A 17,554-nucleotide genomic window follows, 5' to 3' on the forward strand; every position below is an offset into this window, starting at 1 on the left:
ACCAGTAAAGACATGCGGGATCTTTCATTTCAGCAAGATCCCGAACCCAGCACAATCAAACGTGCGCATCCTTACTACTATGCAGTACTGCCTTATGGATAACAAAACCATTAGTAGAGCGTTAGTAGTTGTTATGTAAGGAAATATCAATGAAGTTATCAAAAGTAACAGCAGCAATGATGATGCTGAGCTTTACCGCCCCTCTATTCGCCGCTCAAGCTAATGATACTGCGACAAATGATGAGTTACGGGCTGAATTACAACAAATACAACAAAGACTTGCGACGCTAGAAACCCAAGAAAGCACCGCCTCAACCCCTGCATCATCAGATACTCAGTTTAATTTTTATGGTTCTTTACGCCCTACATTTGGGGTGAGCAACTTAAATTCAGACGAAGATTGGGATGTGGGTGACGCTAACTCGCGGATTGGTTTTGCTGCAGAGCACGATCTTGGTAATGGTTTAACTGCTTTTGCCAAAGGTGAATTTAAAGTCGAAATCCAAAACGACGGCGACTTTGGCGACGCACGCAAAGCTTATGTTGGTATTGAAGGATTCTTTGGTCGGTTCGCTATCGGTAAGCAAGCCGTCACCCAAGAAATTATTTCTGATCCGGTCGATATATTTAACCGCTCAGGAACACCTCTTGCCTATGACAGCGCGAGCCCATTCAGACTAAACAACCTAGTAACCTATCGTAAAGAATTCGGCGATATCTTATTCTCGGCCGATGGACAATTTGATGGCGATAAAGGTGGTAACAGTGGTAGCGACTTTGTCAACGCCGGTGTTCGTTACAAAACTGACTTTATCTACGTCGCTATCGCATATTACAACAAAGAACATCAACAATGCCGAGTAGAACTAACCGAATCTGTTAAAACCTGTCCAGAGACACAGATCGGCTACGTAGATGAAAATACCATAGGTGTGACCCTAGCAAAGAGCTTCAATTCTTTATACCTCGCCGCTGCCTATCAAGATATAGACAAAGGTGACGTCGATGGCTCCACTCTTGACGTCGTAGCAAGCTACGACATCAACGAAAGCTATAAAGTTAAGCTAGGTGTGTCTAAATATGATGATGGTGGCAACGATGCGACATCTAACACCTATAATGCCTACAACAGCACGCTTGAATGGCATAAAACCCCCACATTCAGTACCTTTATCGAATATCAAAAAACCGATTACGACTACCGTGACACCAATGACCAAATCATGATCGGCATGCGTTATAACTTTGATTATACGTTCTAGGTTTTATCTCAAACGTATCATCATGTGAACAAGCGAGGTAAAGAGTTGAACGACCTAACCCATGCTTCACGGCATAAAGACTAAAAACAACAAAGCCACGACTCGCGTGGCTTTGTTCATTTAAGACGATACCGTCTTAACACTTCGATACGTCTAAATTAAAAGGGCAGTTCACATAAAGCATGCAAAAAGCCATTCAAGCTATTAAAAAAATTGCCTTTTATTGTAAAAAAAGCCAACTTTGTTAAGTTAAACTCAAATATTGTCAACAATTTGAGCAAGAACTATGGAGTGTTCGCCGCTGAGCGTAAAGATAGCATCTTGACACTTTCGGCGACAGCACCTAATCAACAAAACGCCAACTGGGTCTTAGAATACCCGGTTGGCCATGCTTATCTCCTGTGATTATGGAGGAGTACCTTGGGAGATAACCTCCTGAGGGTAAGGTATTGCTGTTTAGGGCCCGCTACCGCTATAGCCAGCGAGCGCTGACAGTGAGTAAAGAGTATGACAGGGACCAAAAAGGATATAACTCTGTAACTGCCCTTTTAAGGTGCAAAAGACAAGTTTTCCTAAGCAAAGAATAGGATGAGAAGTATGATGATTCACTTATGAGTGGGTTAAACTATCCAAACATGAGGTTCTAAGAAAAACTTTCACATGTGAAAGTTTTGCGGCTCAACCCCAAAAGAGCAAAAGATGGGCAAAACACTAGAAGATATTATTGCAGAGCAACCTCAAAATCTCGTTGATTCTGCTCAGGAAACAGCTTCAAAATAGCTAATCCATATCCATTTAATCGAGTTACTAGAACGTATCGGGGCTGATGCAGGCTGCCACATTGATAACTGCACGATCGATAGCCTACAAAGACTGAAGCAGCTTGTTGCATCAGCAGGAGGTGGAGGTGGAAGATTTCGCCTTCATGTCGATCTGCCGGATGGTTCAATCAGGGTTTTAAGCTGTAACTCGCTAACTTTCACATGTGAAAGTTAAAGTAACGTTGTTCTAAATCCGAAAAGTGTACAGATGTAACTATCACATGGAATGCACAGACTCATACACGATCAGACATTTATAGATTGGGCACTTGATCTAGTACATCTAGGGATGGTGTGAATAAGCGGGTTATGTCTTCCCAACTGATTCGTTGGCTAAAATTTCTCGTGTCTGAACTGACTTTTTCTCCCACACACGCCTCGAACCAGCCTATTTTGGCCGTTTATTCGCCATTTCAGGCGCTTCCCCGGTTTTTAGTGAGATCTCTCCCACTGACTAATCATCTGGTCCACCCGAAACAGGTTGGCCATGGTGAATAACATCGCCAACTGGTTATCGTTTTTCAGCAGCCCCTTGTATCTGGCCTTCACAAAGCCGAACTGCCGCTTGATGATGCGAAAAGGGTATTCTACTTTGGTCCGGATGCTGGCTTTCATGTATTCGATATTGATGGCCACCTTGTTCTTACGCGGATGCTGTTTCAAGGTTCTTACTTTTCCAGGACGCTCAGCGATCAGCCAGTCCACGTCCACTTCGGCCAGCTCCTCGCGCTGGGGTGCCCCTTGGTATCCAGCATCGGCTGAGACAAGTTTTCTTCTCGATGCAACAGGTTGCCTAACTGATTGAGATCATGCTCGTTGGCTGCGGTGGTGGCCAGACTGTGAGTCAGACCATTCTTGGCATCGACACCAATGTGGGCCTTCATGCCAAAGTGCCACTGATTGCCTTTCTTGGTCTGATGCATTTCAGGATCGCGTTGCTACTGTTTGTTCTTGGTAGAGCTGGGGGCCTCAATGATGGTGACATCGACCAAGGTGCCTTCGGTCATCATGACGCCGGCTTCGGCCAGCCAGTGATTGATGGTCTTGAATAATTGGCGGGCAAGCTGATGCTGCTCCAGCAGGTGGAGGAAATTCATGATGGTGGTGCGGTCCAGCAAGGCTTTATCCAGAGATAACCTGGTGAACAGGCGCATGGAGGCGATTTCGTACAGAGCATCTTCCATCGCGCCATCGCTCAGGTTGTACCAATGCTGCATACAGTGAATACGTAACATGGTTTCCAGCAGATAGGGTCGACGACCATTACCAGCTTTGGGGTAAACCGGCTCGATGACATCCATCATGTTTTGCCACGGCAGCAATTGGTCCATGCGGGAGAGGAAAATCTCTTTTCGAGTCTGGCGACGCTTACTACTGAATTCACTGTCGCCGAAGGTGAGTTGATGACTCATGATGCCCCCTGGAGTGCAGCTCCGGATGAACATCATGATCTCATATCACGGACTTATTCGTACCTTCCCTAGGTTGATCAGCTTCTATTTTTGGGGGCGTATTACTCGTCCAAAATTTTTAACCCACTTAATATAATTGACTTTTTGTTTATATATTTCAACAGATTACACAATTATACTGCGTAACGAATACGGTAGTCGAAACGTGCCGAGTATACAGTCCTAGCAACTGAATGAATTTTAAAGCCCTAACCCAACCATCGACGCAACTTAGCCCAAATGGTTTCCTTAATGGCCATCATTCTTGCGAGGACGTTGATAGGCTTCTGTTTCAACTCTTCAGGACCTCTAATCGACTCAGCTTGTGAGTAGTAGCTCGCCTTCGCAGCTTTGTCGCGACGCCTCTCCGCATCAATCTGAGCCTTGTTCCAAGGCCCAGCCTCTATGACTCGATTACCCTGAATCACATAGTGTGAGCGGCAGGGCAGATTCCAGTTGCCGACCGATGGCCAAAGCGAAATTGCTTCGCCATCAAAGGTAAGTCTCCAGTCTGTTGGGGTCAGAGGCGTCACAACTTCAAGGCCACAGCCACAGCAGCAACTGTGAACCACAGTACCGTATTCCATTGAAACGTACAAAATTCCAGGTTCAAGTATACGCGGTACCCCCTTTACAAAGCAGGGGGTAAGCTGGTTATGACGAATCATAGCGAGTCACCATTCAGCAGCATATTGCCGTCGGTCGTATAGGAACAGTGATGTTCGTTTTCTAGGTCACGATAAAAGCCGAGGAGTTTCTTCCATTTAATTACGGCAAGTGCCGCGTTCATCATATTTAGTTCAGCGACCTGGATATTTGAAGCGTAAAGATTTTCTACTCCCCCACCTTCGAAAGACACGCGCTTACGAATGTGATCGCGCTTATTGGGAGTACTTGCCGTCACACGGAGAATACCACCAAGCGAGCCGCTTACCAGCTCGAGGCCCATTCCCACGTCTATGAAGGATGCTCCCATATCCTCTAGCTTCTGTACCGCTAGGCGCTTCGGCTCGCCTGCGTCCATGCAAAGGAAAGCGAAGTTGATTCCATCCAGAAGGTGGAGGTTATCTGTGTTCATCTGCACCGCATGTGGCACGATATGGCGGTGCATCTTACTGTAGATACCCGCCAGGTAATCCACCTTCTTTGGTACCTCACGGAGAATATCGATCGACGGTGCGCCAGGGGCACGAAAAGCATTGTGTTGAAGAAAATCATCACCGTCGATGAGACGTATCTCGCTCACTGGCGTTTTCGCCAACTGGTCCAGCACATAGGATCCTGTTCCACCAGTACCAAGAATAGCGATACGCTGACCTTCTAGTCGTGCGGTCAACGCCCCTATTCCCACCCGGTCTGAAGCAGTTTCCAGATAGTTAAATGCGCAGCCATCCTCATCGTCGGGATTTTTAAACACACGCGGAGTAGCGTCAGGTCTGAGATTAGCTGCATGGCCAGAAATGATTGTCGCGTACGTCGTCATCTTCTGGTGATAATCGCTGTAACCCTCAGGCCCGGGTTTACTGGAGAACATGTGCTGAGCACTCAACCCATGTCCCAGATCCACCGCTACGCTCTGATGTGCAATAGCTTGGATAGGTGTACCCTGGGATGTACACGGATAGTCTCCATCGAAGTGAATCGTGTGCGGTTCTGGCTTTTGAGTTACGTTTCCAGACATGCAAAGGCTTGAGATGAGTGTGCCTGTCTTAATTTCTAACTGCGCGTTAACATACGGCACTTCACGCATCACCAAGAAGCCACCCACGATTTGTACGTAGTATCCTTCCTCGCGTAAGCGCTTAAGGTCGCTATTAAGATTGAATGGTGCGGCTGACATTGATCACGCTCCCATTTTTTACTTCAACAAAACCACCAGAGGCCAATTCACCACTATGTGGTTTTGAGGCCACGCAGCGATATGTAATTGAGTACACAATCTCAGGTGCTGGAGCTTCACCTGGGTAAGCGATAGCGACTAACTGCTCGAAAGTTTGGTGACTATCACATACCTGGACTTCGCGACCATTAACTACGATGTCAATCTTCGGTTTGCGCTTTGGCGCAGTGATGAAGTGCTCAACTCCATGGGTGGTAAGGTCTACGGCCTCGTTTGGTTCAATCTGGCGATCGTTTCCGCCACGAATAACCATGAAAACGGCATCTCCGTCACTGGGTTTCGCGAGGTCGTATAACGCGGAGCCTGAAATTGCGGGCTTGCCCCATGATACTTGACTCTCATTGATTGTAAGTTTGAAATCGCGATCGGTCTGGAAGGCCACGAAACGCTCTGCGCCACGACCTCGTAAATCGAAAGGTTCATCAAGACGTAAGTCTTCGAAATCCCCTGTTTCCAAAATGGCAAACAGGCTATAATCATCGTTAGCACGTAAACCTGCAGCAATAAGGATTTGACGACCAAGGGGTACAGGATCATTGACCTCAATTGCGCGAAAAGTTAGATTTTCTTGTGCAAACATGATGCGGTAGGCACGTGCCGAACGCAGTGCACGTCCTTCGCGAATTGCTTCTCCAACATCATCAATATCGTATATATTTCCAGTATTCATTTTTGCATCACCTTTTGAGTTTAGCCAGACGGTGTCTGGCTCTACTACTAAATCGATGCAGGTCAATCAGACCGGTAAATTTTTTTAAGATTTTTTTGAAACACACCCGCTGGAGTTAATCCGCAGACAAAAAATGCCGGGCAGGAGGGGCATACTCGAGATGATGATTCTGCTGGAAAGACTCCTTTAGCTATTGAGTCAAGGGTGTTAAGGATTTTTTTATGCCTATTATCCAACTGCTTAGCGGTCAGAACGATTGGGGTCACTGTTTGGTCAGAAAGGTGTACTAGCTCCACTATTGCATCAGGAAAAGCCTGTCGTGCTGCGAGTACAAAGGCAGCCGCGCCTAAGTCAAATTCTTCTTTATCTCTTTTATGTCCTGTTCTCACCCGGCGAAATGTTTTGCGTCCATCTGGATAAACCAATACATCGTCAGGTTGTACGGTGATAGCGGTTTCCCCAAACTTCATTGTAAAGGCACAAGTTGCTTCAAAGCTGTGGCCTTCCCTAATCGAAGCGAAATAACTAACCATACCAATAGCCAGTGACTTAAATTCAGAGGCGTAACCGTGTTCAGCTAGGCCTTCGACAGCAAATGCCTGCGTGACTCGGTCTTCTATGTCAGTTATTTTTATGGGGGCGGTGTTGACCAACTCTTGGAATACATTACGAACTGCATCGTGCATCTTTAGGAATGGCGTTGGAGTACGTCGTCCTCCGATTTGGAGAATGTGTGTATAGAAGAAACGGCGAGGGCAGGACTCATATAGGGAAATCTGAGCACCACTTAGAACTAGGTCTCCGCTGACAACCCAGTCCACTGGTAATGATTCGGGTTTTTCGATTACCGCATGTAGAGGTTTCACGTTATTTTGAACCAAGCTGGGTCCAATACGGTTTAAAAAGTCGGATAACTTTCGGGCGCTACCAGCAGCGTTTCGCGTAGTAGTATAGAGAAATACCCGATCTTCAGCTCTGGATAAGGCAACGTAGAATAAGCATTCTCTTTCCGCCTTATACTCCAGATTAAATTGCTCCTTGGCGTTGGATCCCCCCCCCGCAATCATCCCATTGGGTGGTGGGCAAATCTGCTTCTGCGTATTACCTGGTAAAGTGTCCGCGTTCATGCCGGGTACGTGAATTACAGGGAATTCGAGCCCCTTTGCTCCATGAATAGTCATGAGGCGCACGGCATCAATGCTTTGTGCTGCCGCCGGAAGCTGCCGAAGATCGCGATCATCCCCTAGCCGAACCAAACGGCGGATACGATCTAATGTACGTGTGATAAATACCCCTTCACCACTGGAGGGTTGTGCTCGTAAAAAATTGAGCAACTGCCAAGTTGCAATGCATTGGGAACGGATATTGCGGTCCGTTGATATTGCCATACGGGCCGCGATTCTCGTCCTGTCTAAAAGTACAGTCGCCAGCACGCTCCAGGGAGAGTCATTTGCGCTAAAGCCGCTCAGTGTTTTGACAAGCCGAACTAAGGCTGTGCGCCCATCGTCTGAGATCTGGAAGTCATCGATTTTGGTTTTCCAGTCACTTCCGGTTTCATCTTCACGCAGATGTGTAAGAATACTGCCAACATCATCTAGTGACATTGTAAACTCAGGCAGGCAAGCTATTCGCACTAAGCCCATTGCACGACGGTCTACTAAGAGGGAGAGCAGTGTCAGCCAATCCTTAATCTCGGGGCGCTCAAATACACTTCCCAAGTAAAGCACAGGGATGCCTAAGAGCTCGAGTTGTTGCCCGATTTCTGAAAGCTTCTCATTGCCTGTGCACAGGATTGCCTGATCACTGTATTTGTAACCGGAGTTCTGCATCTCCTTTATCGCGTCCGCAATAGAAGGCGTTTGAAGAAATCCTTGATCTACGCAACGTAGCTCAGGTTTCTGGGCATCGCTTGTCCGTTCTGCATTTAAGCCACTGTCAGCATCCCCTACAGCCATATTCAGCGCAAAATTTGAAAATGCCGACACTATTTCAGGTACGGACCGGTAGTTCGTTTTTAAACGATATCGCAACCCGCCTGGGAAATCCTCATTCCCAAAACGAGTCATGTTGAATGACGAAGCGCCTCTGAAGCGATAGATTGACTGCTTAGCGTCTCCAACCACCCACAAGTTTTCGCCATCGCCACAAAGGGCTTTTAGCAGTCGTACGCTACTATGGTTCACATCCTGATATTCATCGACTAGAACGTGCTCATAAGTGGATTGGATGTGAAATCGAATGGCTTCATTTTCTTCAAGAAGCGTCACTGGCAATGAAACCAAGTCCCCAAAGTCAATGCATCGAGCCTGCCTTTTGAGGGTTTCGTAAGTGCCGTATACTTTGGCGACTTCAATGGCTTTTTCTGCCGTTGCTATATCTTCAATACCAACAGCTCTATCGCGCATGGCCTGTGCCAACGCGAGGTAAGTATTTGCATCGACTACCTCGTCCTTGGCACGAGAAATGCCGGTGAGGATGTCAGCAATCATCCGGGTTGGATCGTAAAGATTGCGATAATGAACCAGATCTAATACAGGAAACTCATGTTCTAGCAGTTCTACTGCTTCCGTCCGGTCCAGCAGTCGAGGGTCGAGCGGCAAATTCATTTCGTCGTGAAATCGACGAATCAGGTCGAGGCCGAATGAGTGGAAAGTGCCAATCCACATTGCAGCCGCAGCTTTCGTGTCAATGCGAGCGATCCTTTCAGCCATTTCTCCCGCAGCTTTGTTAGAGAACGTCAGCAAAAGAATTTTTCGTGGATCTACGCCATCGGAAAGCAATCCTTTTACCCGTCCCACTAGAGTCTGAGTCTTACCCGTACCAGGCCCAGCCTCAAGCAGAAAGGCCGGGCCTCGATGGGCGGCTGCTTTATACTGCTCTGCATTCAATGGGTATTCAATCGCGGGCTCTGTATCTTCAGGTAAAGGTGGGGGTAGTAACAATGCATCAAAGATCTGTTGCGCAACCACATCGAATGGTGCACCAAGCTTCTCTGCAATACTTAACGCACTCATCCCATTCAGATAAAGCGTTTTTACTACATGCCGGGGAAGCAGAAACTCACGCGCAAATAGATCCATTTGGACCTCTCGACGCTGCCTGCGACTATAGTCTACAACCCGCCCAACCCCCATTGGAGAAGCTTCTGAGGTTCTTGTTGGGTCTATAGTATAACCTTGGTCATCCTCTTCAATGCCGTCGCCAAGTTCAGCGTGACCGATTTCATGGGCAACTAGGAACGCTTGTTCAAAAAGGGTTGTGCATTTTTCGTGGAGAATGAACTTCTCCATTGGGAAGAAACGTGCTCGCGCGCCTCTGAGGCTAGGTGAGCCTTTCTTTATGCTCTCTACGTCAAAGCCTCTTCTGTCCGCCTCTGCAACAGCAAACTCGTATGGTTTCGATGGGTCATGTCCGGCAGCTACAGCTTGATCATGTAGAACAGCAGCGGCCTCGCGGGCCAATTCCACGGCTTGCACGTTAAATGTCCTCTTCCATTAAGGTAGTGATATCCTCTTCAGACAGATCAGCATCTCGAAGGGTCTGTTCGAAAGAAATCTTCTCGACATTGCACGGTTTCCCTTCGGACTTATAGCTTCCTGCAACCTCCATGGGCGGTTGTTCAAGTGAGGTTGTCAGCTGCTGTACACTGCTTTGCAGCAGTTCAGCTAATCTGCTCAAAAATCGCTGAGGAATTGATCCAACAGCTACAGTTCGTTCCCTAAATCCCATGAGTACCTGTCGAGGTAAGTTTAGTGCTTTGGAGATATCACGCATTTTTTGAGCTGACAGATCAGCGAATGGATCTATTATCGTTTTTCCTGGAGCATTTTGGATGCGTGTGACGGCCGAACGGATCAAGCAGCGATCATAATCGGATAGTGGTTCCTCATCCTCCGCTAATGCTCTTGCCATTTCTCGAGATAGATCAATGATTTCATTATAAAATACTGGATATGCAGTAAGATATTTTTGCAAGGTAGCTGTACCTACATCATGCTCTATAGAGAATGACTCTAGTACCTCTTCCAAGGATGCTTGAGGTGAAAGTCCTGTCATTATAGGTCCCCTTGAAGCAGTATACGAAGACTTGCAAGTGCCTTCTTTTTTTGATTACGAATGGTCTTTTCGGCCTTATTGAGTGCTTTGGAAATAGTCACCTCATTTGGGTCTATCGAGTCTATTGGAATATCTAATCGGGTCATTTCAATAATTCTTTTCTGTAGTCCAGGTAGAGCCTCAATCGCTGCATCAAGCCTACAACGGTAAAGATAGTTATCGATATTTGTTGCCTCAAAAGGATCAAACCCCTCAGATGCAATCTCAACTTCTGAATTAAGGTCGGCTGAATCATCATCAAATCCCAAATCGGTATTTCTATTCTCAGCCCGATAAGATTTCCTTTGAGCGTCTGTTTTTAATCTCGATAAAGCCAAGTCAAAACGCACTTCGAACATGTCCAATCGCTCCTCGTAACCAGCTTTGTCGATCAAAAGCATCTCAATGAAACGATCATACACCCCCTCTCTGATATCGCTATTCGTCATTGATATGGTGTTTCCACCTTGGCATTCAGGCCTCGGAAGTTTCCTAAGAATTCGTTCGGAAAGAACCGTGAAGAGCTGTTCAAAAAGGGATGGGGTTGTTACGCAGCGTCGAACGAAGTAAAGAAGGCATTCACTGGGAACGTATTGCGGATGTGCCCTACTTTGTTTACACAGTTTTACCAAATCTCTATCTGAAAGAGAGCTAAGTTCCGTTAACCTGGATTCAATCACAGGTATACGAGTGTACAGCACTCCAGCCTCAGTTTTCTTTTGAAGAGGAACGTTCAATGCAACCTCCATCTGACTACTTACATTTAGAAAAAGTGCTTTGTGCTTTAAGAGTTAGCACAGCAATTCCAAGAAATTTTATATCCAAGAATACATTATCCTAATTAATCCCGCATTGAAGCTTTTTTTGTAAGCCTAGGGTTTTTAATGAATACTACATCACTGTGTGTTCTTCATCCCGTTGTCCATTTTCAGTTTTGAAGAGAACGAGGTGAACCGGCTCAAGTATTGCCCTCCATTTTAGACAATCAGCTTGATTGTAATCGTCATCATTCGACGACCCTGTCTGAAGCAATAGGATTTAGCTCGGCAACAATTTTGTTCTGGATATCACGCCGGTCATAGTGCTCAACTTTGTGGCAATCCAGTATCCCGAGAGCGCCTAAGAGTGAATTGTAGAGTTATAGACTTAACACTTTGGTAAGGCCTAAACATTACAACTAAAAACTTTATTTTTCCCCGCACAACATCCCATTCAATATTCATGGTGCTCTACCCCCTCCCAGAAGGCGGAATATCTTTATCAAACGGCCGGAGGATTTTAGCAGTTTCAGTATTAGAAGGCAGTTCAACTCCCTCTAACGGGGCTTTATCAACGCTGACCACTACACTGAGCCAGCGATAGAGCACTGATAGCTCTCTTAAATTCCGAACCAATGTATTTGCACTGAGGGAGCGTCTGGCAAGAATAAACTCATTAGATAAGACAACTGGCATACCAGCATCATTGGTATCTGTTCGCCCGTTTCGTGTGTGACTAGCTCTATTTTCATTGCACCACCCTTGTTGACAAAATAAGAGTAGCTACAAACTTTTATCTTCACAACTTTTAAAATTATGCGATTTTACAAAAACACAAAGTCACATAAAACGAAAAAGCCCTTCAAATGTTTACACACTTAAAGGGCTTAATTTTTCATTTATAGCTTGTAAAACTAATCAGTTAATCAGACTAGATTAAGAATTACTTAACAATAATTACTCTATGTCATTCAGAACGGGATATCATCATCCCAGCCATCATCCAAATCTGGAGTGAAGTTTTGCTGAGGTTGCGGTGCTGGGCGCTGTGCTGGTGCTGCCGGTGCTTGATAAGCTGGCGCTGGAGCGGCTTGTGGCTTAGGCGCATAACCACCCTGCTGTGGTGGTTGGGACTGCGGTTGACCATAACCTTGCTGCTGGGTAGGTGCTGGCGCAGCATATTGTTGCTGAGCTGGCGCTTGGTAAGCAGGCGCAGCTTGAGGCGCTGGCGCATATTGATTTTGCGCAGGTGCCGCTTGTTGTGGTGCAGACTGATAACCTGCATTTTGTGGCATGCCGCCACCCATTGGCGCGCCTTGAGCTTGGCCACCTTGACCACGGCTACCTAACATTTGCATGCTACCGCTTTGATCAATAACCACTTCAGTGCTGTAACGGTCTTGACCGCTTTGATCTTTCCACTTACGGGTTTGCAGTTTACCTTCAAGGTAAACCTGTGAACCTTTACGTAGGTATTCACCTGTAATTTCAGCTAATTTGCCGAACAGAACCACACGGTGCCATTCTGTACGTTCTTGCTGCTGACCCTGTTGGTCTTTCCACGATTCGCTGGTCGCAACTGTGATGTTAGCGACGGCATTACCGTTTGGCATATAACGCACTTCTGGATCTTGTCCCAAATTGCCAACCAAAATTACTTTGTTAACACCACGACTGGCCATTGAAATCTCCTGCGATTCTTTAAATAATCTATTAATTCAGTATGTTGTTTATATGTGTCGCCATAGAGGAAAATCAGCTTCCCCAAATACCACACGGCAGACCCAGATATTATTGAGCAGAGCCTAACACAGCTCGTGCTTCTCTTAAATCGAAATGCTCATCAACCTTTAAGTACGCGACTTTTTCATCCAGTACGACGATCGCTTCAACCACACCCATCAACTGCGATAACTGCGCCGCCATATCCCGCGCCTGCGCCTTGTCTTTGACTTCAGCTTCTAAGGTGTAGCTCTTTAACAGCACAGGATTTTCCATGCCTAATGTCAGGAATAACCAGATAGACATTAAGATCACGGCCACAATAAATACCCCAACCGCGCCCACTAATTGGAAAGCGCCGCCGCCCAGCATACCACCACAAAAAGCCCCTAAAAACTGGCTGGTGGAATAGACACCCATGGCCGAGCCTTTTTCGCCAACAGGGCAGAATTTAGCAATTAAACTGGGCAATGAAGCTTCTAAGTAGTTAAAGCCGGTAAAAAATAGCACAACGGCAAAGCTCAATACCCAAAGGTTGCTAGCGAATGCGGCCATTGCCAGTAATGCCACTATCATGATCACGAGGGCGATTTGGAACATGGCCTTAGTATTTTTACGCTTAACACCGATGATGATTAACGGCACCATCAGGAAAAACGCCCCCACAAAAGCAGGAAAATACAGCATCCAGTGTTTTTCTTTCACTAAACCGGCATCGACAAGATCCAGCGGCAAAGCCACAAATACCGCAGTTAACACTAAATGCAGGATAAAAATTCCCGCATCGAGTCTAAACAACTGCGGATCGGTTAACATGCGCTTGAGTCTAGCTGGCGTAGCTAGCGTGTCGCCCTTAGGCGCATGGCTTATCGGATTCGGCACTAAAAGCTGCACAATCAACATACCCAACACAGCAAGAATAGCCGTAAGGTAAAACAGACCAGATAAACCCACATGTTGCGCCACAATCGGCCCAACCAGTAAGGACAGCGCAAAAGAGGCGCCAATACACATACCAATAATCGCCATGACTTTAGTACGCTGTTCATCGCGAGTTAAATCTGCCGCCAGCGCTAATACGGCGGCGGCAATCGCGCCCATGCCCTGCACTGCGCGGCCAAACACCACACCATAAATCGAATCGGCATTGGCGGCTATCAAGCTACCAATGGCAAACAGCACAAGGCCGATAAGGATTATCGGCTTGCGACCATATTTGTCAGATAAAATCCCCATGGGGATTTGCAACACAGCTTGAGTCAGACCATAGGCACCGATGGCAATACCCACCCACAGCGGCGAGAAGCCTTCGAGGTGCTGACCATAAAGTGCAAAGACGGGCATGATCATAAACAAGCCCATCATGCGTAAACCGAATACACTGGCTAAAGAAAACGCGACTTTTTTTTCCGTACCCGAAAGTCCGTTGTTACCCATGATTTTGCCCTGGATTGAAGTCTTTTAAGGGGCGCATGTTACCACACCCAAAAGGATTTGCTCAAAAGGAAATAGTGGCTTAACCCACTACTGATATCGTTCGCTTTCTGCCGATAATCACAGACCTATATTATCCGTAATCGTGCTCACACTCGGGTTAATGCCTTTGTTTTTCAGCCCAATTCAATACTCAGGCACAGATAAGCAAGTCTAACATAGTGCTCACATTTGTCCTGTGAGTCAGTGCGCAACAACGGCATTAATCTTAATTAATCCACTCAGAACCTAACCTCTGCTTAACTCAGCCGATTAAAAACCACGACTAGCCTAGGATTGGTGCAGATCACAGAATCAACTAAACTCAGCCGCCGATCTGTGCGATACTTGTGCTCATTTTTTTTAAGCATATGGCATTAGAGCGATAGATGGATAAGATTGAAATACGCGGCGCACGCACCCACAATCTCAAGAATATCAACCTGACTATCCCTAGGGATAAACTGATTGTCATCACGGGCTTATCGGGATCCGGTAAGTCCTCCCTTGCTTTTGATACTTTATATGCCGAGGGCCAAAGACGTTACGTCGAGTCTCTGTCTGCCTATGCTCGCCAATTTTTAAGTTTGATGGAAAAGCCCGATGTTGATCATATCGAAGGCTTAAGCCCTGCGATATCCATCGAACAAAAGTCTACTTCACATAACCCACGCTCAACTGTGGGCACAATTACCGAAATTTACGATTACCTGCGTTTGATGTTCGCCCGAGTAGGCGAGCCGCGTTGCCCGACGCACAATCAACCGTTGGCGGCGCAAACCGTCAGCCAGATGGTCGATAAAGTGCTCGAAATGCCCCAAGATAGCCGCTTAATGCTGCTCGCGCCTGTGGTCAACGCCCGTAAAGGTGAGCACGTTAAATTGCTTGAAGGCCTATCGGCGCAGGGTTATATCCGTGCACGTATCGATGGCGAGGTGTGTGATTTAACCGATCCGCCAACCTTAGATTTACACGTAAAACACACCATTGAAGTGGTCGTTGACCGTTTTAAAGTGCGTGATGATATCAAGCAACGTTTGGCCGAATCCTTTGAAACCGCGCTCGAACTCTCTGGCGGTATCGCGACCGTGGCCACCATGGATGACGACACAGGTACTGGTAAAGCAAAAGGCGAAGAACTGATATTCTCAGCTAACTTTGCCTGTCCGCACTGCGGTTATTCTATGGCGGAATTAGAGCCAAGAATTTTCTCCTTTAACAACCCAGCCGGAGCATGCCAAACCTGTGATGGTTTAGGCGTACAACAGTTTTTCGACCCAGAGCGCGTGATCAGCAATACCGAGCTTTCATTGGCTGGCGGCGCAATTCGTGGTTGGGATAGACGCAACTTCTATTATTTCCAAATGCTTAGTTCACTCGCTGACCACTATAAGTTCGATGTCGAAGTGCCCTACGAGCAGCTGAGCGAAAAAGTCCGTAAAATCGTGCTGTACGGTTCAGGCAAAGACAGCATTGCCTTTAAGTACATCAACGATCGCGGCGATGTGGTGGTACGTAATCACCCCTTCGAAGGCATTTTAAATAATATGGACAGGCGTTATCGTGAAACTGAAAGTAACTCGGTACGTGACGAATTAGCCAAGTTTATCAACACCCAAGCCTGTCAAAGCTGTGGTGGCTCGCGCCTGCGTGAAGAAGCCCGCAACGTATTTTTAGGCGACATTAACCTGCCGCAACTCACCACTTGGTCGATTGGCGAAGCCTTAAACTACTTCGAGAACGTCGAGTTTAGCGGCCAAAAAGCGCAAATCGCTGAAAAGATTTTAAAGGAAATCCGCGATCGCTTAGGTTTCCTCGTTAACGTCGGCCTCAATTATTTGAGCCTATCACGCTCGGCAGAAACCCTTTCGGGTGGTGAAGCCCAACGTATTCGACTCGCCAGCCAAATCGGCGCCGGACTTGTTGGTGTGATGTACGTGCTCGATGAACCCTCAATCGGCCTGCATCAACGGGATAATGAACGCCTGCTACAAACCCTGATCCATCTGCGGGATTTAGGCAACACTGTGATTGTGGTTGAGCACGATGAAGATGCGATTCGTATGGCGGATCACGTGATTGATATCGGCCCCGGCGCTGGCGTACATGGTGGTGAAGTAATTTGCGACGGCCCGATTGAAAAAATCATCGCCTGTGAAGAGTCGGTGACTGGACAATATATTTCCGGTAAACGCTGTATTCATATCGATACGCCGCGTATTGCATTCGACAAAACTAAAGTGATTGAGTTATTTGGCGCACGTGGCAACAACCTGCGTAATGTTGATTTAACCATTCCGATTGGTTTGTTCACTTGCGTGACGGGCGTGTCTGGCTCGGGTAAATCGACCTTAATTAACGATACCTTCTTCAAAATTGCCCATAGAATGCTTAACGGCGCGACTGTGGATGAACCGTCACCCTATGATCGTATCGAAGGCATGGAGCTGTGCGATAAAGTGGTCGATATTGACCAAAGCCCAATTGGCCGCACACCGCGCTCTAACCCCGCCACTTATACGGGTATTTTCACTCCTATCCGTGAAATATTTACAGGCACTCAAGAGTCGCGCACCCGAGGTTATCAAGTCGGCCGCTTCTCCTTTAACGTTAAAGGTGGCCGCTGCGAAGCGTGCCAAGGCGACGGTTTAATCAAGGTAGAAATGCACTTCTTACCCGACGTGTATGTGCCCTGCGATTCCTGTAAAGGTAAGCGCTATAACCGCGAAACCTTAGAAGTACGCTATAAAGGCAAGAATATTCACGAAGTACTGCAAATGACAGTGGAAGATGCGCGTCAGTTCTTTGATGCCGTACCTGCCATTGCCCGTAAGCTGCAAACCTTGATGGATGTGGGGTTATCCTACGTGCGCCTTGGTCAAAGTGCGACCACGCTGTCGGGCGGTGAAGCTCAAAGGGTGAAACTTGCCAAAGAGTTATCTAAGCGTGACACAGGCCAAACCTTGTATATCTTGGATGAACCAACCACTGGCTTACACTTTGCTGATATCCAACTGCTGCTTGACGTATTGCATCGTCTTAAATCCCACGGCAACACCATTGTGGTGATTGAGCATAATCTGGACGTGATCAAAACGGCGGATTGGATTATCGACTTAGGCCCAGAAGGTGGTGGTGGTGGTGGTATGATTTTAGCCACAGGCACACCAGAAGAAGTGGCTGAGCATCCAACCTCCCACACGGCACGCTTTTTAAAGCCGCTGCTAAAACGGGATATTGAAATGGCAAAGGCCAATAAAGCTAAGGCTTAAAAGCCAGCTGTTTGTATAAGAATAAAAAAGCGCAGTTGCCTCGGCTCTGCGCTTTTTTGTGAGCCCACGTTTTGCTGATTTTTTGCTGATGATTGTTAGTGATTAACTCAAATTACTCAATTACACGCTT

General features: G+C 46.9%; 10 protein-coding genes and 1 pseudogene. 2 read left to right on the forward strand and 9 right to left on the reverse strand.

All coding sequences use genetic code 11. The features are described 5' to 3' along the window. Positions 1-149 precede the first annotated feature (149 nt). Positions 150-1,262: a porin gene (locus BW947_RS09885; RefSeq protein ID WP_076499105.1), complete on the forward strand. Its 1,113-nt coding sequence runs from the start codon at positions 150-152 to the stop codon at positions 1,260-1,262. Between the two features lie 1,253 nt (positions 1,263-2,515). Here BW947_RS09885 and BW947_RS09900 read toward each other — a convergent pair. From BW947_RS09900 to BW947_RS09945, 9 genes and pseudogenes are all read right to left on the reverse strand, one after another. After that, a pseudogene (locus BW947_RS09900) lies at positions 2,516-3,495 on the reverse strand (IS5 family transposase). Between the two features lie 248 nt (positions 3,496-3,743). Further along, on the reverse strand, positions 3,744-4,202 hold the full coding sequence (locus BW947_RS18885; protein ID WP_076499110.1) for a ubiquitination-like system serine protease family protein: 459 nt from the start codon (positions 4,200-4,202) through the stop codon (positions 3,744-3,746). Further along, positions 4,199-5,374 carry a ThiF family adenylyltransferase gene (locus BW947_RS09910; protein WP_076499112.1) on the reverse strand — a complete coding sequence of 392 codons (1,176 nt, stop codon included), beginning with the start codon at positions 5,372-5,374 and terminating at the stop codon, positions 4,199-4,201. Before BW947_RS09910 ends, BW947_RS18885 begins: the two co-directional genes overlap by 4 nt. Continuing rightward, on the reverse strand, positions 5,349-6,104 hold the full coding sequence (locus BW947_RS09915; RefSeq protein ID WP_076499113.1) for a multiubiquitin domain-containing protein: 756 nt from the start codon (positions 6,102-6,104) through the stop codon (positions 5,349-5,351). Before BW947_RS09915 ends, BW947_RS09910 begins: the two co-directional genes overlap by 26 nt. Before the next feature lie 62 nt (positions 6,105-6,166). Continuing rightward, positions 6,167-9,580: a UvrD-helicase domain-containing protein gene (locus BW947_RS09920; RefSeq protein WP_076499115.1), complete on the reverse strand. Its 3,414-nt coding sequence runs from the start codon at positions 9,578-9,580 to the stop codon at positions 6,167-6,169. Between the two features lies 1 nt (position 9,581). Then, positions 9,582-10,160, reverse strand: coding sequence for a hypothetical protein (locus BW947_RS09925; protein ID WP_076499116.1), 579 nt, complete (start codon positions 10,158-10,160; stop codon positions 9,582-9,584). Continuing rightward, on the reverse strand, positions 10,160-10,648 hold the full coding sequence (locus BW947_RS18825; protein ID WP_208606971.1) for an RNA polymerase sigma factor: 489 nt from the start codon (positions 10,646-10,648) through the stop codon (positions 10,160-10,162). The genes BW947_RS09925 and BW947_RS18825 overlap by 1 nt, the downstream gene beginning before the upstream one ends. 1,280 nt (positions 10,649-11,928) lie before the next feature. Then, on the reverse strand, positions 11,929-12,639 hold the full coding sequence (gene ssb / locus BW947_RS09940) for a single-stranded DNA-binding protein (protein ID WP_076499120.1): 711 nt from the start codon (positions 12,637-12,639) through the stop codon (positions 11,929-11,931). 109 nt (positions 12,640-12,748) lie between these two features. Beyond that, a complete protein-coding gene (locus BW947_RS09945; RefSeq protein ID WP_076499121.1) occupies positions 12,749-14,116 on the reverse strand; it encodes an MFS transporter in 1,368 nt (455 codons plus the stop codon). 425 nt (positions 14,117-14,541) lie between these two features. Here BW947_RS09945 and uvrA point away from each other — a divergent pair, with 425 nt between their 5' ends. Then, complete coding sequence (gene uvrA, locus BW947_RS09950) at positions 14,542-17,424, forward strand: excinuclease ABC subunit UvrA (protein WP_076499123.1); 2,883 nt, start codon at positions 14,542-14,544, stop codon at positions 17,422-17,424. Positions 17,425-17,554: the final 130 nt, after the last annotated feature.

The organism is Shewanella morhuae (assembly GCF_900156405.1).
GTDB classification, from domain to species: domain Bacteria; phylum Pseudomonadota; class Gammaproteobacteria; order Enterobacterales; family Shewanellaceae; genus Shewanella; species Shewanella morhuae.

Coding starts and splice junctions, on each gene's coding strand:
- BW947_RS18885 (WP_076499110.1), bottom strand. CDS start 4,202: ATGATTCGTCATAACCAGCTTACCCCCTGCTTTGTAAAGGGGGTACCG.
- BW947_RS09910 (WP_076499112.1), bottom strand. CDS start 5,374: ATGTCAGCCGCACCATTCAATCTTAATAGCGACCTTAAGCGCTTACGC.
- uvrA (WP_076499123.1), top strand. CDS start 14,542: ATGGATAAGATTGAAATACGCGGCGCACGCACCCACAATCTCAAGAAT.
- BW947_RS09915 (WP_076499113.1), bottom strand. CDS start 6,104: ATGAATACTGGAAATATATACGATATTGATGATGTTGGAGAAGCAATT.
- ssb (WP_076499120.1), bottom strand. CDS start 12,639: ATGGCCAGTCGTGGTGTTAACAAAGTAATTTTGGTTGGCAATTTGGGA.
- BW947_RS09945 (WP_076499121.1), bottom strand. CDS start 14,116: ATGGGTAACAACGGACTTTCGGGTACGGAAAAAAAAGTCGCGTTTTCT.
- BW947_RS09925 (WP_076499116.1), bottom strand. CDS start 10,160: ATGACAGGACTTTCACCTCAAGCATCCTTGGAAGAGGTACTAGAGTCA.
- BW947_RS09885 (WP_076499105.1), top strand. CDS start 150: ATGAAGTTATCAAAAGTAACAGCAGCAATGATGATGCTGAGCTTTACC.
- BW947_RS18825 (WP_208606971.1), bottom strand. CDS start 10,648: ATGACGAATAGCGATATCAGAGAGGGGGTGTATGATCGTTTCATTGAG.